Origin of the sequence: Donghicola eburneus, assembly GCF_900115865.1 — a bacterium.
GTDB classification, from domain to species: domain Bacteria; phylum Pseudomonadota; class Alphaproteobacteria; order Rhodobacterales; family Rhodobacteraceae; genus Donghicola; species Donghicola eburneus.
On record NZ_FOXY01000010.1, the window covers coordinates 113,444 to 132,294 of the forward strand.

Annotated in this window: 17 protein-coding genes, 1 tRNA gene and 1 pseudogene; 14 read left to right on the forward strand and 5 right to left on the reverse strand. The window is 60.2% G+C overall.

The annotated features are described in order from the left end of the window. Window positions 1–7: 7 nt before the first annotated feature. The 10 genes and pseudogenes from BM225_RS16865 to arsB all read left to right on the forward strand — a co-directional run bounded on the left by BM225_RS16865 (window position 8) and on the right by arsB (window position 10,312). The gene (locus BM225_RS16865; RefSeq protein WP_072705883.1) at window positions 8–682 is read left to right on the forward strand and encodes an HAD hydrolase-like protein; all 675 of its coding nucleotides are present in this window, start codon (window positions 8–10) and stop codon (window positions 680–682) included. Continuing rightward, window positions 679–1,878: a DegT/DnrJ/EryC1/StrS family aminotransferase gene (locus BM225_RS16870; RefSeq protein ID WP_072705884.1), complete on the forward strand. Its 1,200-nt coding sequence runs from the start codon at window positions 679–681 to the stop codon at window positions 1,876–1,878. Before BM225_RS16865 ends, BM225_RS16870 begins: the two co-directional genes overlap by 4 nt. Window positions 1,879–2,121: 243 nt before the next feature. Next, window positions 2,122–3,285, forward strand: a complete 1,164-nt coding sequence (locus tag BM225_RS16875) for an isovaleryl-CoA dehydrogenase (RefSeq protein WP_072705885.1) — start codon at window positions 2,122–2,124, stop codon at window positions 3,283–3,285. Then, the gene (locus BM225_RS16880) at window positions 3,282–3,605 is read left to right on the forward strand and encodes a hypothetical protein (RefSeq protein ID WP_072705886.1); all 324 of its coding nucleotides are present in this window, start codon (window positions 3,282–3,284) and stop codon (window positions 3,603–3,605) included. Before BM225_RS16875 ends, BM225_RS16880 begins: the two co-directional genes overlap by 4 nt. After that, complete coding sequence (locus tag BM225_RS16885; protein WP_143095406.1) at window positions 3,602–4,096, forward strand: lysozyme inhibitor LprI family protein; 495 nt, start codon at window positions 3,602–3,604, stop codon at window positions 4,094–4,096. The genes BM225_RS16880 and BM225_RS16885 overlap by 4 nt, the downstream gene beginning before the upstream one ends. A 66-nt stretch (window positions 4,097–4,162) precedes the next feature. Beyond that, entirely contained in the window at window positions 4,163–5,770 is a 1,608-nt protein-coding gene (locus BM225_RS16890; protein ID WP_072705888.1) for a carboxyl transferase domain-containing protein, read from the forward strand. Between the two features lie 94 nt (window positions 5,771–5,864). Next, window positions 5,865–7,817, forward strand: a complete 1,953-nt coding sequence (locus tag BM225_RS16895) for an acetyl/propionyl/methylcrotonyl-CoA carboxylase subunit alpha (RefSeq protein WP_072705889.1) — start codon at window positions 5,865–5,867, stop codon at window positions 7,815–7,817. After that, complete coding sequence (locus tag BM225_RS16900; RefSeq protein ID WP_072705890.1) at window positions 7,814–8,470, forward strand: glutathione S-transferase family protein; 657 nt, start codon at window positions 7,814–7,816, stop codon at window positions 8,468–8,470. Before BM225_RS16895 ends, BM225_RS16900 begins: the two co-directional genes overlap by 4 nt. Before the next feature lie 212 nt (window positions 8,471–8,682). Beyond that, window positions 8,683–9,195, forward strand: a pseudogene (locus BM225_RS16905) (arsenate reductase ArsC); the annotation flags it as partial. Window positions 9,196–9,298: 103 nt separating this feature from the next. After that, the gene (arsB, locus tag BM225_RS16910) at window positions 9,299–10,312 is read left to right on the forward strand and encodes an ACR3 family arsenite efflux transporter (protein ID WP_072705891.1); all 1,014 of its coding nucleotides are present in this window, start codon (window positions 9,299–9,301) and stop codon (window positions 10,310–10,312) included. A gap of 104 nt (window positions 10,313–10,416) precedes the next feature. Here arsB and BM225_RS16915 read toward each other — a convergent pair whose 3' ends face one another. The 3 genes from BM225_RS16915 to trpA all read right to left on the reverse strand — a co-directional run bounded on the left by BM225_RS16915 (window position 10,417) and on the right by trpA (window position 13,070). Continuing rightward, entirely contained in the window at window positions 10,417–11,586 is a 1,170-nt protein-coding gene (locus tag BM225_RS16915) for an alpha-hydroxy acid oxidase (RefSeq protein WP_072705892.1), read from the reverse strand. Window positions 11,587–11,643: 57 nt separating this feature from the next. Continuing rightward, window positions 11,644–12,132: a cupin domain-containing protein gene (locus BM225_RS16920; RefSeq protein ID WP_072705893.1), complete on the reverse strand. Its 489-nt coding sequence runs from the start codon at window positions 12,130–12,132 to the stop codon at window positions 11,644–11,646. Window positions 12,133–12,278: 146 nt separating this feature from the next. Further along, a complete protein-coding gene (gene trpA, locus BM225_RS16925; protein ID WP_072705894.1) occupies window positions 12,279–13,070 on the reverse strand; it encodes a tryptophan synthase subunit alpha in 792 nt (263 codons plus the stop codon). A 186-nt stretch (window positions 13,071–13,256) separates the two neighbouring features. Between trpA and BM225_RS16930 the strand changes: the two genes are divergently transcribed. Further along, window positions 13,257–13,571, forward strand: coding sequence for a DUF1272 domain-containing protein (locus BM225_RS16930; RefSeq protein ID WP_072705895.1), 315 nt, complete (start codon window positions 13,257–13,259; stop codon window positions 13,569–13,571). Between the two features lie 23 nt (window positions 13,572–13,594). Here the strand turns inward: BM225_RS16930 and BM225_RS16935 are convergent, their stop codons facing one another. Further along, window positions 13,595–14,248: a hypothetical protein gene (locus tag BM225_RS16935; protein ID WP_072705896.1), complete on the reverse strand. Its 654-nt coding sequence runs from the start codon at window positions 14,246–14,248 to the stop codon at window positions 13,595–13,597. Window positions 14,249–14,533: 285 nt separating this feature from the next. Here BM225_RS16935 and ychF point away from each other — a divergent pair, with 285 nt between their 5' ends. The 3 genes from ychF (at window position 14,534) to BM225_RS16950 (ending at window position 17,370) form a co-directional block, all read left to right on the forward strand. Next, complete coding sequence (gene ychF / locus BM225_RS16940; RefSeq protein ID WP_072705906.1) at window positions 14,534–15,631, forward strand: redox-regulated ATPase YchF; 1,098 nt, start codon at window positions 14,534–14,536, stop codon at window positions 15,629–15,631. A 160-nt stretch (window positions 15,632–15,791) separates the two neighbouring features. Next, window positions 15,792–17,186: a calcium-binding protein gene (locus BM225_RS16945; protein ID WP_072705897.1), complete on the forward strand. Its 1,395-nt coding sequence runs from the start codon at window positions 15,792–15,794 to the stop codon at window positions 17,184–17,186. Window positions 17,187–17,280: 94 nt separating this feature from the next. Then, window positions 17,281–17,370 (forward strand) — tRNA-Ser (locus tag BM225_RS16950). 426 nt (window positions 17,371–17,796) lie between these two features. Here the strand turns inward: BM225_RS16950 and BM225_RS16955 are convergent. Continuing rightward, a partial coding sequence (locus BM225_RS16955) for a type I restriction enzyme HsdR N-terminal domain-containing protein (protein WP_143095407.1) occupies window positions 17,797–18,851 on the reverse strand: 1,055 nt, incomplete at its 5' end.

Here is an 18,851-nt window from a genome sequence, read left to right on the forward strand (position 1 = left end):
TTGCCCGATGCGTACAATCGTTTTTGATCTGGATGGCACCTTGGCCGATACAAGCGGCGATCTGATCGCAGCCGCGAATTTCTGCTTTGAACACATGGGGGTAGGGGCACAGTTGGACCCAGCGCTGGATCAGTCCACAGCATTTCACGGCGGCCGCGCTATGCTGCGGCTGGGGCTAGAGCGTTTGGGCCGTGCCGGTGACGAAGACGAGGTTAGCCGGCAGTACCCGCTGCTTTTGCAGGCATACGCGGACCGGATCGACGTTTTCACAACGCTTTACGATGGCGCGATGGACGCGGTCGAGCGGTTCCGCGCGGCGGGCGATCGTGTGACCATCTGTACGAACAAGCCCGAAGGACTGGCAGAGACGTTGCTGACGCGGCTTGGTGTGCGCGGGGCGTTCGATCATCTGATTGGCGCGGACACGCTGCCGGTGTGCAAACCTGACCCTGCGCCCTTGCGCGCTGCGATCGAGGGGGCGGGCGGGGCCATCGACCGCGCGGTCCTGATCGGGGACACAAACACAGACCGCCAATGTGCGGCAAATCTGGGGATTCCGGTGGTTCTGGTGACCTTTGGCCCGAATGGCCCGACGGTGGCGGATCTGAACCCAGAGGCACTGATCAGTCACTATGACGAACTTGACGCTGTCGTGGACCGCCTGATCCCGAGGGCCGCATGACCGAGGTCTTCACTGGTTCCTTCACCCAGCAAGAGCCCATCTGCGAAGAGGGTATCGCTGCCGCAGTCGAGGTCATGCGCCACGGGCGTTTGCACCGCTACAACACCGCTTCAGGGGAAATTTCCCATACCGCTCTTTTGGAAGAAGAATTCGCGGCTTTCACCGGGGCGAAATACGCGCTGGCCGTGGCATCCGGTGGCTACGCCATCGGCGCCGCCCTGCGTGCGGCTGGGGTCCAGCACGGCGACCCCGTTCTGACCAACGCGTTTACGCTGGCGCCGGTGCCGGGGGCGATTGCCTCGGTCGGAGGCATCCCCGATCTGGTCGAAGTGACCGAGGATCTGGTGATCGACCTCGACCATCTGGAAACCAAGGCCGCAACGGGCCAGTCGAAGTATCTGCTCCTCAGCCACATGCGCGGGCACATCTGCGACATGGACCGGCTGATGGCGATCTGCAACGCCCACGGCATCATCGTGATCGAGGATTGCGCCCACACCATGGGCGCTACATTCAAAGGCATCCAGAGCGGGCGCCATGGCCTGATCGGCTGCTACTCCACCCAGACCTACAAGCATATGAACTCTGGCGAAGGCGGCTTTCTGGTCACCGATGACGCCGAAACCATGGCCCGCGCGATCATCCTGTCGGGCTCTTATATGCTCTACGAACGCCACCGCGCTGCACCGCCGTCCGAGATTTTCGAGCGGGTCAAGTACGTGACTCCCAACATCTCGGGCCGGATGGACAATCTGCGCGCGGCGATCCTGCGCCCGCAGATCGCGACCTTGCAAGACAGGATCGACGGCTGGAACGCCCGCTACGCCCGCGTGGAAGAGGGCCTGTCGAACTGCCCCGGCCTGCGGACCATCCGCCATCACGCCGAGGCGGTGCAAGTTGGGTCCTCGATTCAGTTTTTGCTGCCAGAGTGGCCCGCGGAGAAAATCACGGACCTGCTATTGCGTTGCGCCAAACGGGGCGTCGAACTCAAATGGTTCGGCAAGGCAGAGCCCATCGCCTTCACCAGTCGTTACGACAGTTGGCAATATTTCAACTGCGAAAAATTGCCCCGCACCGACCGTATCCTAGCGGGTTTGATCGACATGCGCCTGCCCTTGACCTTCAGCTTGGCAGATTGCGACCTTATCTCGCGCATCATCCGCGACGAGGTCTCGATCCTATATCAGGCGAAATAACATTCACCTTTTTGCTTTGTCGGAAATACTCCGGGGGTGAATTGGCCATCGGCCAAGAGGGGGCAGCGCCCCCTTTTTCTTTTTCTGTAGCGCGCTGCGCGCGGATGGGGGCGCTGCCCCCACGGCCCGGTGGGCCTTCCCCCCGCGGTATTTGTGCCAAGATGAAAGCAGGGGTGTTGACATGATTTTGTTTATGAACAAGTGTTCAATAAAGGGGTTTGGTTGATCTGGGAGGAATCGCCAATGTTCATGTCTTCGATGACGTTTGATCTGGGGGAAGAGGTCAACGCGCTGCGCGAGATGGTTCACCGCTGGGCGCAGGAGCGGGTGAAGCCGATTGCGGCAGAAGTGGATCAGGGGAATGCCTTTCCGAACGAGCTATGGCGCGAGATGGGGGAGCTTGGACTGCTCGGTGTGACTGTGGCCGAGGAGTATGGCGGGGCGGGGATGTCCTATTTGGCGCATACCATCGCGGTCGAGGAGATCGCGCGCGCCAGTGCGTCAGTGTCGCTCAGCTATGGGGCCCATTCGAACCTGTGCGTCAACCAGATCAAGTTGAACGGGACCGAGGAGCAGAAGCAGAAGTACCTGCCTCGGCTCATCAGTGGCGAGCATGTGGGCGCTTTGGCGATGTCGGAGGCGGGGGCGGGGTCCGATGTGGTCTCGATGACGCTGAAGGCCGAGAAGCGGAACGGGTATTACCTGCTGAACGGCAACAAGTACTGGATCACCAATGGGCCGGATGCGGATACTTTGGTGGTCTATGCCAAGACGGATCCCGAGGCGGGGTCCAAGGGGATCACGGCCTTTATCGTCGAGAAAGAGTTCAAGGGGTTCTCGACTAGCAAGCATTTCGACAAGCTGGGGATGCGCGGGTCCAACACTGCCGAGCTGATTTTCGAGGATGTGGAGGTGCCCTTCGAGAATGTCCTTGGCGAAGAGGGCAAGGGCGTGCGGGTGCTGATGTCCGGTCTGGACTACGAGCGCGTGGTTCTGGCGGGGATCGGGACGGGGATCATGGCGGCCTGTCTCGATGAGATCATGCCTTATCTGGCCGAGCGGACACAATTCGGGCAGCCCATCGGGAATTTCCAGCTGATGCAGGCCAAGATCGCCGACATGTACACCGCGATGAACAGTGCGCGGGCCTATGTCTACGAGGTCGCCAAGGCGTGTGATCGCGGGCAGGTTACGCGGCAGGATGCGGCGGCCTGTGTGCTCTATGCCAGTGAAGAAGCGATGAAGCAGGCTCATCAGGCGGTGCAGGCCATGGGCGGGGCGGGGTTCCTGAACGACAGCGTGGTCAGCCGCCTGTTCCGCGACGCCAAGCTGATGGAGATCGGCGCGGGCACCAGCGAAATCCGCCGGATGTTGATCGGGCGTGAACTCATGGGGACCATGAAGTGAGCTTAAGGCAGGTCGTTTTCACAGTGCTGGGGGCTTTTCTGGCCCTCGTTGCGGTGATCGGCCTGCGGCTGGGCTGGATTTCGGCGACCTTGACCGAGACCGAGGTGATCGAGCGCTACGCGTCGGCCTATTTGCAAGAGGCAGGGCAGGGCGCGGCGCTGACGGATTGTCATGCAGAGACGGGGCAGGCGCCTTGGATCAAGCTGCGTGTGGTGTGCCAGAACAGTCTGGGGCGCGAATGGCGCTTTGGTGCGGGGCTGTGGGGGCAACTCGTGTACATTGAACGCATAGACCCCATTTCTCAGGAGCAACGCATTTGACACGCGGGATGATGATCGCTTTTGCCCTAGTGGCGACGGCAGCGGGCGCGGACGAAGAGTTCGTCTTTCACGATGCGCTGGTTCAGCAGTGCTACGACAACGCGACCTCGGGCAAATCGCAGGACTGTGTGGGCAGCGCGGCCGACCTGTGCATGGCACAGAACGAGGGCGGTTGGAGCACCTACGGGATGAATTTCTGCATCGGCGAGGAGTTCGCGTGGTGGGATGCGGTGCTGAACCGTGAATACCAGCGCGTTATGGCGGCGTCGAAGCAGGTCGATACGGAGATGGCGGGGATGCAGGTGCCTTCGGTTGCCGGAGCCCTGAGGGATATGCAGCGGGCGTGGATCGGGTTTCGGGATGGGACGTGCCTCTATGAGGTGTCCCAGTGGAGCAACGGGACAGGCGCGGGGCCAGCCCATGCGGGATGCATGATGCGGCTTACCGCCGAGCAGGCGCTCTATCTGGCGGGAGAGGGGCACACCCAGTAGCGCCGAACTGCGGCAGGTCCGAAGGGGAGAGCGGGCCTGTTCAGAAACAACAAGGGAGGAGCGCCGATGGCGCGGTTGAGAAGTCAGGTCCAGACCGGATCGGAAACTTACAAAGTCAATCTGGCCGCCCATGAGGCGATGCTGGCCGAGGTGCGTGAAGCGGCTGAATGGGCTGCGGCGGGCGGCGGCGACAAGGCGCGTGACCGGCATCTGAGCCGTGGCAAGATGCTGCCGCGCGATCGGGTCGGGGCGCTGCTGGATGCGGGCTCACCCTTTCTAGAGATTGGCGCCATGGCGGCGCACGGGTTGTACGACGGAGCCGCTCCTTGTGCAGGCGTCGTTGCAGGCATCGGTCGTGTCCATGGGCGCGATGTCATGGTTGTCTGCAACGACGCCACTGTAAAGGGCGGGACCTATTACCCGATGACGGTCAAAAAGCACCTGCGGGCCCAAGAGATCGCCGAGGAATGCAGGCTGCCTTGTGTCTATCTGGTGGATAGTGGCGGCGCGAACCTGCCCAATCAGGACGAGGTTTTCCCTGACCGCGATCACTTTGGCCGGATTTTCTATAATCAGGCGCGGATGAGCGCGAAGGGCATCCCGCAGATCGCCGTGGTGATGGGATCATGCACGGCAGGCGGGGCCTATGTGCCTGCGATGTCGGATGTGTCGATCATCGTCAAAGAGCAGGGCACGATTTTCTTGGCGGGGCCGCCTTTGGTGAAGGCCGCGACCGGAGAGGTCGTGACCGCCGAGGATTTGGGCGGCGGGGACGTGCATACGCGGCTGTCCGGTGTCGCGGACTATCTGGCCGAGGATGACGCGCACGCTTTGGCTTTGGCACGGGAAGCTGTGCGGCACCTGAACTGCCCGCCCGCGGGGGCGGTGGATTGGGCTGCGCCCGAGGAGCCCGCCTATGATCCAGACGAAATTCTGGGCGTGGTGCCCGGTGATCTGCGCACCCCCTATGACATCCGCGAGGTGATCGCGCGGGTGGTGGACGGCAGCCGCTTTGACGAGTTCAAGGCGCGGTTCGGGGAGACTTTGGTCACCGGTTTTGCCCACGTGGAAGGGTGCCCTGTGGGGATCGTCGCCAACAATGGCGTGCTGTTTTCTGAGGCGGCGGTGAAGGGCGCGCATTTCATCGAGCTGTGTTCGCAGCGGAAGATCCCCTTGGTGTTTTTGCAGAACATCACAGGGTTCATGGTGGGCCGGAAGTACGAGAACGAAGGGATCGCACGGCACGGGGCCAAGATGGTCACGGCGGTGGCAAGCACCTCGGTGCCGAAGATCACGATGCTGGTGGGCGGGTCCTTTGGTGCGGGGAACTACGGGATGGCCGGCCGGGCCTATCAACCGCGGTTCCTGTGGACATGGCCCAACAGCCGGATTTCGGTGATGGGTGGGCCGCAGGCGGCTGGCGTTCTGGCGACGGTGAAACGGGATGCCATCGAGCGCGCTGGCGGGGCGTGGAGTGCCGAGGAGGAAGCGGCCTTCAAGCAGCCGACGCTGGAGATGTTCGAGCGGCAGAGCCATCCTTTGTACGCGACGGCGCGGCTGTGGGATGACGGGATCATTGATCCGCGCAAGACGCGGGCGGTGTTGTCCCTGAGCCTGCGGGCGGCGCTGAACGCGCCCGTTGAGGCGACCAAATTCGGCGTGTTCCGCATGTGAGTGCGGGCGGGGGATGGGGGCGCTGCCCCCGCGCCAGAGGCGCTCCCCCGGGGTATTTTCGCCAAAAAAGAGCAGCGGCCGAGGGGAGAAGGTCATGTTTGACAGCGTGTTGATTGCGAACCGTGGAGAGATTGCCTGCCGTGTGGCGCGGACGGCGCGGGCGATGGGCTTGCGGGTGGTGGCGGTTTATTCCGATGCGGATCGGGATGCGGCCCATGTGGCCATGGCCGATGAGGCTGTGTGGATCGGGGGGAATGCGCCCTCGGACAGCTATTTGCGCGGGGATCGGATTATCGCGGCGGCCTTGGAGGCTGGCGCGGGGGCGATCCATCCCGGCTATGGGTTCCTGTCCGAGAATGCCGAGTTTGTGGAGGCTGTGGAGGCGGCTGGTTTGGTCTTTGTCGGGCCGACGGCTGGGGCCATTCGGGCGATGGGGTTAAAAGATGCGGCCAAAGCGCTGATGGCCGAGGCGGGGGTGCCTGTGGTCCCTGGCTATCATGGGGCGGACCAGTCGGACGCGCTGTTGGCCGAGGAGGCCGCGCGGATCGGCTATCCGGTGTTGATCAAGGCGGTCGCTGGAGGCGGTGGCAAGGGGATGCGCTTGGTCGAGAGCGCCGAAGGGTTTGCCGACGGGTTGGCCAGTGCGCGGGCCGAGGCGCGGACGGCCTTTGGCAATGACGCGGTGCTGATCGAAAAGTTCGTGAGCAGTCCACGGCACATCGAAGTGCAGGTGTTTGGTGACGGGGCCCAAGCAGTGCACCTGTTCGAGCGGGACTGTTCGCTGCAGCGGCGCCATCAGAAGGTCATCGAGGAGGCTCCTGCGCCCGGCATGACGGACGAGATGCGTGAGGCGATGGGCGCTGCTGCTGTGCGCGCCGCCAAGGCGATCGGGTATCGCGGGGCGGGCACGGTGGAGTTCATTGTGGACGGCTCGGACGGGCTGCAGCCCGATCGGTTCTGGTTCATGGAGATGAACACACGCCTTCAGGTTGAGCATCCAGTGACCGAGGCGATCACGGGTGTGGACTTGGTCGAGTGGCAATTGCGGGTCGCCATGGGAGAGCCTTTGCCCTTGGGGCAAGAGGATCTGTCGATCAACGGGCACGCGTTTGAAGTGCGTCTCTATGCCGAAGATGTGGCGGCTGGGTTCTTGCCTGCGACGGGACGTTTGGACCGTTTGCGTTTTGCACAGGAGTTGCGTGCTGATAGTGGCGTGCGCGAGGGCGACGAGATCAGCCCCCACTACGATCCCATGATTGCAAAGCTGATCAGCCACGGACCCAACCGTGCGATAGCGCTATCACGCTTACGTAGGGGTATGATGCAATCTCAGGTTGCGGGAACGGTAACGAATCTCGACTTCCTGAAATCGTTGGCTGGGCATTGCGATTTTGTAGAGGGTCGCGTGGACACCGGATTGATCGCCCGAGTCATGGATGATCTGCATTATGCACCTGCAGCAACGCCGGAAGTTGTTGCACTGGCTACAATTTCTGCGCTCGGGTTGCAAAATGCTGCGACTGCACATCAGGGCTTCGCACTTTGGTCGCGACTTCGTCGATTTGTGCAGTTGACACAAGGGGATAAAGTGTGGACCGTATGCCTGCAAATTAATGGTCCTCGCGCGATTACGGTTGATCTGGGGGAGGAGCAGGTCACGCTGATGCGCGACAGCGAGGGTCATTGGCGGGCAGGAGGGGCCCGCATCGGCGAGACGGTGGCACTGGGGGAGAGTGTCACCGTCTTCGCATCCCATACCTACACTTTTGCAATAGATGACCCGCTGAATCGGGCCTCTGATGGTGCAGATGAGGCACACCTTGTGGTTGCGCCAATGCCCGGCGTTGTCTCTGGCGTGCTCGTCAAGGCAGGGGATCCTGTCTCGGCCGGAATGCGCATGGCGCTGCTGGAGGCGATGAAAATGGAGCACACGCTTTGCGCGCCCCGCGATGGTGTCGTGGCAGAAGTGTTGGTCCGCGAAGGTGACCAGATCGAGGCCGGTGTCGCAATGATCCGCCTTGAGGAGAGCGAGGAGGACGCCGCATGATCCGTTTGCACCACTGCCCGCAGACCCGCTCTATGCGGACGTTCTGGCTGCTGAATGAATTGGGAGTGCCGTTCGAGGTGGTGACCCACGGGTTCGACAAGAGCCTGCGGTCTGACGCCTTTCTGTCAATGTCGCCTGCGGGGCGGGTGCCCGCGCTGGAGATCGACGGCGACACCATGTTCGAGACGGGCGCAATCACCGAGTACCTGTGCGAGAGCTATCCTGATAGCGCCATGGGACGGCCTGTGGGTCATCCTGAGAGGCGCGACTGGCTGGTCTGGGTGCACTTTTCCGAGACGGTGAGCCAACATTCGGCAGCGCTGACCCAGCAGCATGTGATGCTCTATGAGGACAGCATGCGGTCGCCCATCATCATGAAGCTGGAGGCGGCCCGCCTGAAGAAATGCTATGCCGCGCTGGAGGCTCGTTTGGAGGGTCGGACATACTTGCTGGACGGCGGGTTCTCGGCTGCGGATGTCAGCGTGGGGCAGGCGATTTACATGTCTCGCCATTTTGCGCGTTTGACCGAGTTTCCGGCTTTGTCCGCGTGGTATGATCGGATCAGCGCGCGGCCCGCGTTCCAAGCCGCTTTGCCGGTCGATGGGGAGCGTCTGCTCTATGCCGAGCCGTTCTACCCCGCGTGGGAGAGCTAAGGCGCGAGCTTCGTTTCTGTCATGGAATTGTCATGAAAGGTTCACGTGCATTCGGGCTATTATTTCGGTTATTCCCGAAATAAAGGATTAAGGCGCGACTTTGGGTGCGCCGACCGATCCGATCAGGCGGCGGGACTGCAAGAGTGTTACATTCTTGTGCTGCTGTTGCCAGAACCGTGCCACGTGCACGCCTACAGCATGGGACAGCTATCATGACGGACCGCAAGTACACTGTTCTTTTCATCTGCGTCGGAAATTCGGCGCGGTCGATCTTTGCCGAGTCTTTGCTGCGCAGTTTGGGCGGCGACAGGTTCAACGCGTATTCAGCGGGGGTGCGGCCTTCGTCTGAATTGAACCCGTTTGCAGTTCAGGTGCTGCGGGACAAGGGGCACGATGTGTCGGTTTTGCGCGCCAAAAATTTTGCCGAGTTTGTGGGTTCCGATGCGCCGCAACTGGATTTTGTGTTTACCGTTTGCGATCAAGCTGCAGCCGAGGAATGTCCCGTCTGGGAGGGGCAGACAATCAGCGGACATTGGGGCATGCCTGATCCGGTCAAGGTTCAAGGAACCGATGCGCAAAAAGCGCTGGCGTTTCAGCAGGCATATGGCGCGCTGAAGCATCGAATTTCAGCATTCGTTGCCCTGCCGGTCGAACGTCTGGACCGTATCGCGCTACAATCGGCAGTGAACGGGATCGGGGCGCGTTCGGCAGAAAATCTGGTCTAGCGTCCGCCGGTTGCCTGTGATGAACAAAGGGCGCGGGCCGGATGGGCCGCGCAAGAAGCGTTTGGGTGGTGTGTGTCGCCATAACAAGTCAAAGGGGCAGGCTATGGGTGTTTTCGAGCGATTTCTGACGGTCTGGGTCGCGCTGGCCATGGTGGCCGGGATTGCGATCGGAGTGATGGCACCGGGACTGGTGCAGATGATTGCGGGGGCCGAGGTGGCCTCGATCAACCTTGTGGTCGCGGTGCTGATCTGGGCCATGGTCTATCCGATGATGGTCAACGTGGATTTCGGCGCGGTGGCGGGGGTGGCGCGGCAGCCCAAGGGGCTGTTGGTGACCTTGGCGGTCAATTGGCTGATCAAGCCGTTTACCATGGCGTTGCTGGCCATTCTGTTCTTTGACGTGGTTTTTGCGCCGTTTATCCAGCCCGAGGACGCGGCGCAGTACACGGCGGGCTTGATCCTGCTGGGGGCGGCGCCGTGCACCGCAATGGTCTTTGTCTGGTCGCAACTGACGCGCGGGGACGCGACCTATACGCTGGTGCAGGTGTCGGTGAATGACCTGATCATGGTCGTGGCGTTTGCGCCGATCGTGGCGTTCTTGCTGGGGGTGACCGAGATCGTCGTCCCGTGGGAGACGCTGGTGTTGGCGACGGTTCTGTACGTGGTTTTGCCGTTGGTGGCAGGGATGATCACGCGCAAGGTTCTGGCATCCGATACCGCGATCGAGGCGTTTTCAGCGCGGGTGAAGCCCTTGTCCATGGTTGGGCTGATCGCGACGGTGGTGATCTTGTTTGGTCTGCAGGGCGAGGTGATCTTGGCCCGACCGGCAGTGATTGCATTGATTGCGGTGCCGATCCTTATTCAGAGCTACGGGATGTTCGCGCTGGCCTATGGGGCGGCCTATGCGCTGAAGGTGCCCCACAAGATCGCGGCGCCTTGTGCGTTGATCGGGACGTCGAACTTTTTTGAGCTGGCGGTGGCTGTGGCGATCAGCTTGTTCGGGCTGAACAGTGGCGCGGCCTTGGCGACCGTGGTGGGCGTGTTGGTCGAGGTGCCGGTGATGCTGTCCCTCGTGGCCTTTGCGAACCGGACGCAGGGCGCATTTGGGCGCGGATGAGCGCTAGAAATGAGTCACGCCGCTGGTGGGCGGCGTGATGTGAGTATTTTTACAAAGCAGAAAGAAGCGAGGGGCGCGTCCGATTACGGGGCGCGCTTTTGCTATTAGGTGGTGTGCCAGCGGCCTTCGAAATCCTCGGGGATGAGGGTGATCGAGGGGTCGATCTGGTCGATGGTCTGACGACCGCAGAGCGCCATCGAGATGTCTAACTCCTTTTGTATGACCTCGAGCGCAGTTTTGACGCCCGCTTCGCCCATGGCGCCGAGGCCATAGATGTAGGCGCGGCCGATGTGCGCAGCTTTGGCGCCCATGGCGAGGGCTTTGAGCACGTCTTGGCCCGAGCGGATGCCGCTGTCGATGTGCACATCGGTTTTATGGCCGACTGCGTCCACGATGGGGCGGAGCATACGGATTGAGCTGAGGGCACCGTCCAGCTGCCGGCCGCCGTGGTTCGATACGACGATGGCGTCGGGTTCCAATTCTGCGGCGCGCTTGGCGTCCTCGACATCCAGAATGCCCTTGAGGATGACTTTGCCGCCCCACATTTCCATCAGCTTGGCGACTTTGCCCCAATCGAGGGTGGGGTCGAACTGTTCTGTCGTCCATGAGGACAGGGAGGAGGTGTCGGTGACCCCTTTGGCGTGGCCGACAATGTTGCCGAAGTGGCGCCGTTTGGTTTGCAGCATCTCCAGGCCCCACGCCCATTTGGTGGCGAGGTTGGCGATGGATTTCGGGGTCAGTTCGGGCGGGGCCGAGAGGCCGTTCTTCAGGTCCTTGTGGCGCTGGCCAAGGATTTGCAGGTCGAGCGTGATCACCAGAGCCGAGCAGTTGGCGGCCTTGGCCCGTTCGATCAGGCGCTTGGTGTAGTCCATGTCCTTCATGGTGTAGAGCTGGAACCAGAAGGGTTTTTCGGTGTTCTCGGCCACATCCTCGATCGAGCAGATCGACATGGTGGATAGGGTGTAGGGCACGCCGAATTTGCCAGCGGCGCGCGCGGCAAGGATTTCGCCATCGGCGTGCTGCATGCCGGTCATGCCAACCGGCGACAAGGCCACGGGCATGGTGGCGTCTGTTCCGATGATCTGGGTTTTCTGGCTGCGGCCCGTCATGTCCACGGCGACGCGCTGGCGTAGGCGGATCTTGTCGTAATCGGTGACGTTCTCGCGGAAGGTCTGTTCGGTCCAGCTGCCGCTTTCGCAGTAATCAAAGAACATCCGCGGGGCGCGGCGTTCGTGGATTTTCTTTAAATCGTCGATGCACGTGATGACAGGCATTACAAATCGCTCCAATTGGTATGGAAGTTTTACCAATCAGAGTGGTTTGCGGCAAGGCTATTTCTTGGCGCCTGCGTTGGGTTCTGTGAGTTGGTCGTGATCCACCACGGTCCACGGCAGGCCCGTGTTGCGAAAGATGCGTTTCCCTTGGTGAGGGTAGTCGCCGACGTCGTGGGGCAGGCGTTGGCCGACAACGATCAGGCGCAAGGTCGTCTCGCCGGTGTTGGTGATCCCGTGGGGCAGACCGCCAGCGCGGTAGCCGATAAAGTCGCCGGGGCCGATGGGGTGGGAGGCCCCGCCGATATGGGCGGTGGCTGTGCCCTCCAACACGTAGACGCATTCGTCCTCGTGGTGGTGGACGTGGAATTCGGTGGTCTCAAAGCCGGGGGCGACCTCGATGATGTGAAAGCCGAGGCCGGTTAGGCCCGTCAGATCGCCTAGGCTCTTGTTCACGCGCTGCGCGTTCGGGTTCAGGAAGTGGGCTTTGTGCAGCCCTTCCATTTGGGCAATCTCTTCGGCGCGGACAATGTAGGTGTCGTCGGTCATCGGCTCTCTCGGAATACATCAATGCTATGGGCTGATGGTACGAGGGCCGTGCGGACACGCCTAATTATATTGGCGTGAGCGGATGTTTCAGAACACGAAAAAGGGCCCGCCATGGGGGCCCTTTGGAAATGCGATATTGGCTGGGATCAGGCCGCGTGGGCGCCGTCAGCCAGCGATTTGACGAAGGCGGCGATGTCTTCGACCGATTTGCCCTCTGCGATCTGGTTCACGATGGCCGAGCCGACGACGGTGCCGTCCGCGATGCCCGCGATGGATTTCGCGGTTTCGGGGGATTTCACGCCGAAGCCGACGATGATCGGCAGGTCGGTCTGGGATTTGATGCGCGCGACCTCGGGGGCGACGGTGGCGGCGTTGGCTTCGGCCGCGCCGGTGATGCCGGTGATCGAGACGTAGTACACAAAGCCGCTGGTGTTCTGCAGAACCTTGGGCAGGCGCTTGTCATCTGTGGTCGGGGTCGCGAGGCGGATAAAGTTAATGCCCTTGGCCTGCGCGGGGATGCAGAGCTCGTCATCCTCTTCGGGGGGCAGGTCGACGATGATCAGGCCATCAATGCCAGCTTCGACCGCATCATCTAGAAATTTGTCCACGCCGCGGTTGTAGATGGGGTTGTAGTAGCCCATCAGAACGATCGGGGTGGTGGTGTCTTCGGTGCGGAAGTCGCGGGCCATCTGCAGGGTCTTTTCCAGCGTCATGCCGCCCGCAAGGGCGCGCTGACCGGCGAGCTGGATGGTCGGGCCGTCGGCCATGGGATCGGTAAAGGGCACACCCAGTTCGATCACGTCCACACCAGCGGCGGGCAGAGCCTTCATCACGGCAAGGGATTTGTCGTAATCCGGATCGCCGCCCATGATGTAGGCAACAAAGCCCTTTTTGTTCTGCTCTTTGAGTGCGGCAAATTTGGCGTCGATCCGAGTCATGTTCTTCCCGTCCGTAAATGGTTCGGGAAGGTGTTGCGCGGATCAGGGGGCAAGGTCAAGCATCTACGCCCTGATTGCGGGCTGTCGGTGGCAGTTTGGCGGCCAGACGGGCAGGGGCGCGCACTTCCAGATTGACTTGGTGCGGGTGCGGCGCTGATCTGACTCTATTGGTTGAGGGAGACTATGATGTTGGAATTGCGCCCGAATTGCGAATGGTGCGGCTGTGATCTGCCGCCCGATAGTCTGGACGCGCGGATCTGCAGCTATGAATGCACCTACTGCGCGACATGTGTCGAAGAGGTGCTGCATAATGTCTGTGCGACCTGCGGGGGCGGTCTGGTGCCGCGTCCGATCCGGCCCAAAACCAACCACCGACCGCAAAAGAAGCTGGGGCTGGGCTTCCATCCGGCGAGCACTGAGCGCGTGACGTCCCAGTGGACATCCGAAGAGGTCGAGAGTTTTAGCAAAAAGCTGTCCGGCATCCCGCCCGAAGAGCGGTAGGGATGCCAGAGCGCGGGCCGTTGTTAAGCGGCCTGCGGTTTCCCCTTGGGCGCGGGGGTGTCCTTGGCGGGGATGGGGCGCTCTTCGGTTTTTGTGGGCGCAGTGGTCACGTTGACGACGGGCGCAGGGGTGGGTTCGGGCGCTTTGGCGCGGCGCATGAACAGCAGACCTAGCAGTGCCAGTGCGATTTGCAGCAGATGCGGCAGGGCCATGCCTTCGTCCGCCATCGCAGTGCCAAGGGGGCCGATTTGCACGGGCAAGTAGGGTGACACGATCGAGCTGGTCTGCGCTACGCGCGCCGAGAAGGGGGTATCGGCAATCGACCGGTCGGGGGCGTCATTTAACTCGTCCGCCGCAGCCAGACCCCATGTGATCGCTGGCCCGCGCGCGGTCTCGTAGCAGGTGCCTTCGATCTGGCGCATACGGGGCTCGTATTGCGCTTGTTGGACGGTCAGCGTGCCTTGCAGCACCCAGAAGCCGAGACTGGCCACAATCGCAACCAATAGGACCGAGCGCGCGCGGAAGTAAAAGGCAAGCGCAATCAACGCGATGCCGCCGGTCAGAGACCATAGCGAAACTAACAGGAGCCGGTCGTCAATTCGGGAAACCGTATCCAAAAGGCTGAAGTATTCTTCTTTGATGAACCCGTTGCACAGGTGAATAAGTGTACTTTCCATGACTGCTCTATATGATTTTGGTAAAAAAGATGCCGCTCTGCAGCGAAGGGAATAAAGTCTATTTTACAAGGGCTAGAGGCCAGAGTCATTGCGGTTATGGCTTACATAGTGGGCTGCAGGTGCGGAATGGCGAAATTTGGCCTGTAAGGCGTGTTGCAGCACACCGGATCAGAGTGGAACTCAGCACGGTCTCGGCCAGAGAGAGGGGTTTGCGGACGGTCGCCCTTGACCCAGCCCCCCAACAGACCCTAGATGCCCCCGATCAAGCACAAGGAGCGCCGCATTATGGGCTTTAAGATGGGGATTGTGGGTCTGCCGAACGTCGGTAAGTCCACTCTGTTCAACGCACTGACCAAGACCGCGGCTGCGCAGGCTGCAAACTTTCCGTTCTGCACCATCGAGCCCAACGTGGGCGAAGTGGCCGTGCCCGACGCACGTCTGGACAAACTGGCCAGCATCGCAGGCTCGAAAGAGATCATTCCCGCGCGCATGACCTTTGTGGACATCGCGGGTCTGGTCAAAGGCGCGTCGCAGGGCGAAGGTTTGGGCAACCAGTTTCTGGCCAACATCCGCGAGACCGACGCAATCGCACAGGTTCTGCGCTGCTTCGAAGATGACGACATCACCCACGTAGATGGCCGCGTCGATCCGATTGCGGATGCCGAAGTGATCGAGACAGAACTTATGCTGGCCGACATGGAAAGCATCGAGAAGCGTCTGGCCAACCTGACCCGTAAAATCCGCGGCGGCGACAAAGAGGCCGTGGCCCAAGAGCGCCTGCTGAAAATGGCGAGCGAAGCGCTGGAGAACGGCAAGCCCGCCCGCACGGTTGAGGTGGACGAAGATGATCAGAAAGCTTGGAAAATGCTCCAGCTGCTGACGTCGAAACCGATCCTTTACGTGTGTAACGTGGACGAAGGCTCTGCTGGCACCGGCAACGAATTCAGCGCCAAGGTCGAGGCAATGGCCGCCGAGCAGGGCGCGAGCACTGTCATCATCAGCGCGCAGATCGAAGAAGAGATCAGTCAGCTCGACAAAGATGAAGCCGAGATGTTCCTAGGCGAGATGGGCCTCGAAGAGCCCGGTCTGGACCGTTTGATCCGTGCGGGCTACGACCTGCTGGGCCTACAAACTTATTTCACCGTCGGCCCCAAAGAGGCGCGCGCCTGGACTATCCGCAAGGGCATGCTGGCCCCGCAGGCCGCTGGCGTCATCCACGGCGATTTCGAGCGTGGCTTTATCCGTGCAGAAACCATCGCCTTTGGGGACTACGTTGCGGGCAACGGCGAAACCGGCGCCAAAGAGGCGGGCAAGATGCGCGTTGAGGGCAAGACCTACGAAGTCAAAGACGGCGACGTTTTACACTTCCTGTTCAACGCCTGATTGGCCCAAAATTCGTAACACCAAGCGCGTCCACATCGGGCGCGCTTTTTTATTGGGGGCATGATTTGCCCACTTCTTTTCCCAATCATTTCGCGCAAGAGTTGCGAGGATACTTTTTATCTTTGCCATCGTCCTATTTTCATCACCTGCGGAGCGTTTAATGCAATCGATTTGGGATTTTTCAACGGGCTCAATGCCTGCTGGCTACGACTTTTTGGAGTTTCTGTCCTGGTCATCGACCCAATACTTGGGGGAAGACAGCGTCATCTATGACGTGACCTATTCGGAACTGTATTATGACTACTACTATAACGAATACTTTGCTGGGGGCGAAACCAGCTTTGATCTGAATTACGTCGACCGGATCACCTATAGCAGTGGCACGCAGCAATATTCGTTCTTGGGCACGAACCTAGAGGCGACCAGCACGAATACCGGATGGTTTGACGCCCGCATCAACGGGCTGACGTTCTATGACAGCGCGACGGGCCAAGGTTGGGTGGCCGCATTCGAGCAGACCGATCTGATCCTGCCAGAGATTCAATCGCTCTACGCGTCTGGTGGGACCTTCGCAGTCGCCGTAGTGCTCTTGGGGGGAGATGATCTTATGAGCGGCGGGCAAGGTCGTGATCTGATCAACGGCTTTGGCGGGGATGATACGCTGTTTGGGAATGCGGGGGCAGATACGCTCAATGGCGGGGCCGGGGACGACATCCTCTTCGGCGCAAACCACGCCGATGTGCTGAATGGCTATCTGGGGGATGACTCTTTGCTTGGCGGCCGCGGGGCGGATACCCTGCGCGGCGGCGACGGCGATGACACCTTGACTGGTGGTCGCGGCGCGGATGTCGTCAACGGCGGCGCTGGCAACGATCTGCTCTATGGTGAATGGCGCGACAACGGCGAGCGGATGTATGGCGGCGCAGGCAGCGATACGATCTACGGCGGCTATAACTCTGATAACATCGTGCTGCACGGAGGGAGCGGACAGGACGTCCTCTATGCAGGCTATGCGTACGGCGACAAGACAACCCGCCTGTTCGGAGACGATGGCGCAGACAAGCTATTCTCGGATTTCGGCAACGACTATCTGAACGGGGCTAATGGAAACGACCGTCTGCGCGGGAATGGTGGTTCCGATACGCTGCTAGGAGAGGACGGGAATGACCGGCTCTTTGCAGGCTACGGCGATGATCGGCTCAAGGGCGGCGCCGGAGACGATTTCCTGAAAGGACAAGCGGGCAATGATGTCCTGTTCGGCGGCACGGGGGATGACACGCTGTCCGGTGGGGCAGGGTACGATACCTTTGTTTTTGAAGAGAGTGACGATACTGCGCTGATTACTGACTTCGTTTCTGGCAAGGACAGCATCAAGCTTCTCGACATGGCGCATCTCGAAGACGAGGTGACCTATGTGGTTGCCGCTGTTGACTACGTGGGCACACCGCCAGAGGGGGCGTATCTCGAAATCTTGTATATGGAAATCGGCGATCTCACCCTCCAGTTTGTCGGAACTGGGCTGTCAGTGACCGAGGCGGACTTGGTCTTTAGCTGACAACCACTTGGCGCGCTTTGGTGGCGCAAAAAACTGTCATCAAAGCGACAATCTGCTCTTGTGCCCGCCCCCCGAGAAATGTAGACCCGTCGGCGGAGACGTGGCCGAGTGGTCGAAGGCGCTCCCCTGCTAAGGGAGTAGGCGAGGAATCGTCTCGAGGGTTCGAATCCCTTCGTCTCCGCCATACCTCATTGATAATATGTGAGAAAATGGTGATTTTCTGTGGCTACCCGCCAACCTACCCGCCTTGCCGTAAATGCTTGCGCCTTCGTCCAGTGTGGCGGGGGGGGGTAGCGAACTTTGGCACAGTTCACTTCGGAAACCCGCGCCTATCCTTCGTTTGCAATATCTGCTCGAAAAAAGAGGGGGTGGGGGCAGCGTCTAAATGTCATCAAATGTCATCCCACAACGCTGAGTTTTCAATTGGGGATGTTCGTGTAGCTTGGTTTGGCGGGTTGTGCTGAAACAGAGCGATAAAGTTTAGTCAGCCCCCCTCGATACGGCAGGTAGTCTCGCGCATCAGGAGACCTTTTTACATGGTCGAAAAACCCTGCCAAACGGACTTGGCAGGGCATTGTAACCAAAGCCGATAAAGTTTGAGCCGTGGCGATTATTCCGCGTATGAGCGCACTACAGCCTCAATGGAATCGGCGAACTGGTAGATCTCGCTTGGCGCAGAAATCTTATGCTTGGTCTCTTTCTTGTCGCAGTCAAAAACGCCGAGGTATTTCGTGGTCGCTGAGTTGAAATAGAAGCGGCAAATGGGCCGACGGTTGTTGTCGTCCATGAGAACCGCGCAGTAACTCTTGGCATCACGAATGGCGACACGTTCAACGGGCGAGAGCTTTGCACTGATTGCACGGACAATCATAAAAGCTTCGAGTTCTTCGTCGGTGGTGACAATCCCATCATCGTTTGGCTCGGGTTGGGCTGGTGCAGGCTCTTCGACCTTTGCTGTCGTGTTCGCTGGCTTGTCCTGAAAAGTGATGCTCAGTTTATCTTGAATCCGGTCGCGAATGAGTTCGTCTAACGCGGATTGAATTGCGGGGCGAATCTGCTCGAACACCGCTTTGGTGACGGGACCATCATGGATTTGGCGACCGATAAAGCGCACAAAGTCATCGTCAGGGCTTTCGATCTGGCGTTTTAGGTAGTTCGCTGCGGCGCTGATGTATTTCAGGTTTGATGCGGCTTCGATGATTTCTTCAATCGCGAAACTGTTCTTTCTGAAGCGGGATAGCTCCTCTATCTGGGCCTTGTCGAAGGACTGAAAGTCAAAGGTGAAAAACGGCTTCTTGTCCATTTTGTTCGGTTCGTCGGTATCAGAGAAGAACCATGCTTCACGTCCGTTTGTCAGTATCGCGAGGCGGGCCTCTGTAACGGTGAAGTACCGGAAGAGTTGGCTGTACTGTGTGTCGCCCAGCTTCGTTCCAATGGGCTTGGCTTCGATCAGCATGGCGATTTTTCCGTCGATGCGAACCGCAAAGTCTACCTTTTCGCCCTTCTTCGTTCCAACGTCTGCGATGAACTCTGGAGTGACCTCATCCAGATTGAAAACATCGAAGCCTAGGATGATGTCCCAGGAGATGGTGTAGCTCAGTGCGGGCCTCGTGCTGACTGGCGGGCCGAGCTGGTCAGTCGCGCTGCGCGGCAGGCAAGCTGACC

Bases quoted from the DNA above. Each gene is read 5' to 3' on its own strand.
- BM225_RS16865 (WP_072705883.1), top strand. From the start codon at position 8: ATGCGTACAATCGTTTTTGATCTGGATGGCACCTTGGCCGATACAAGC.
- BM225_RS16870 (WP_072705884.1), top strand. From the start codon at position 679: ATGACCGAGGTCTTCACTGGTTCCTTCACCCAGCAAGAGCCCATCTGC.
- BM225_RS16875 (WP_072705885.1), top strand. From the start codon at position 2,122: ATGTTCATGTCTTCGATGACGTTTGATCTGGGGGAAGAGGTCAACGCG.
- BM225_RS16890 (WP_072705888.1), top strand. From the start codon at position 4,163: ATGGCGCGGTTGAGAAGTCAGGTCCAGACCGGATCGGAAACTTACAAA.
- BM225_RS16895 (WP_072705889.1), top strand. From the start codon at position 5,865: ATGTTTGACAGCGTGTTGATTGCGAACCGTGGAGAGATTGCCTGCCGT.
- BM225_RS16900 (WP_072705890.1), top strand. From the start codon at position 7,814: ATGATCCGTTTGCACCACTGCCCGCAGACCCGCTCTATGCGGACGTTC.
- arsB (WP_072705891.1), top strand. From the start codon at position 9,299: ATGGGTGTTTTCGAGCGATTTCTGACGGTCTGGGTCGCGCTGGCCATG.
- BM225_RS16915 (WP_072705892.1), bottom strand. From the start codon at position 11,586: ATGCCTGTCATCACGTGCATCGACGATTTAAAGAAAATCCACGAACGC.
- BM225_RS16920 (WP_072705893.1), bottom strand. From the start codon at position 12,132: ATGACCGACGACACCTACATTGTCCGCGCCGAAGAGATTGCCCAAATG.
- trpA (WP_072705894.1), bottom strand. From the start codon at position 13,070: ATGACTCGGATCGACGCCAAATTTGCCGCACTCAAAGAGCAGAACAAA.
- BM225_RS16930 (WP_072705895.1), top strand. From the start codon at position 13,257: ATGTTGGAATTGCGCCCGAATTGCGAATGGTGCGGCTGTGATCTGCCG.
- BM225_RS16935 (WP_072705896.1), bottom strand. From the start codon at position 14,248: ATGGAAAGTACACTTATTCACCTGTGCAACGGGTTCATCAAAGAAGAA.
- ychF (WP_072705906.1), top strand. From the start codon at position 14,534: ATGGGCTTTAAGATGGGGATTGTGGGTCTGCCGAACGTCGGTAAGTCC.
- BM225_RS16945 (WP_072705897.1), top strand. From the start codon at position 15,792: ATGCAATCGATTTGGGATTTTTCAACGGGCTCAATGCCTGCTGGCTAC.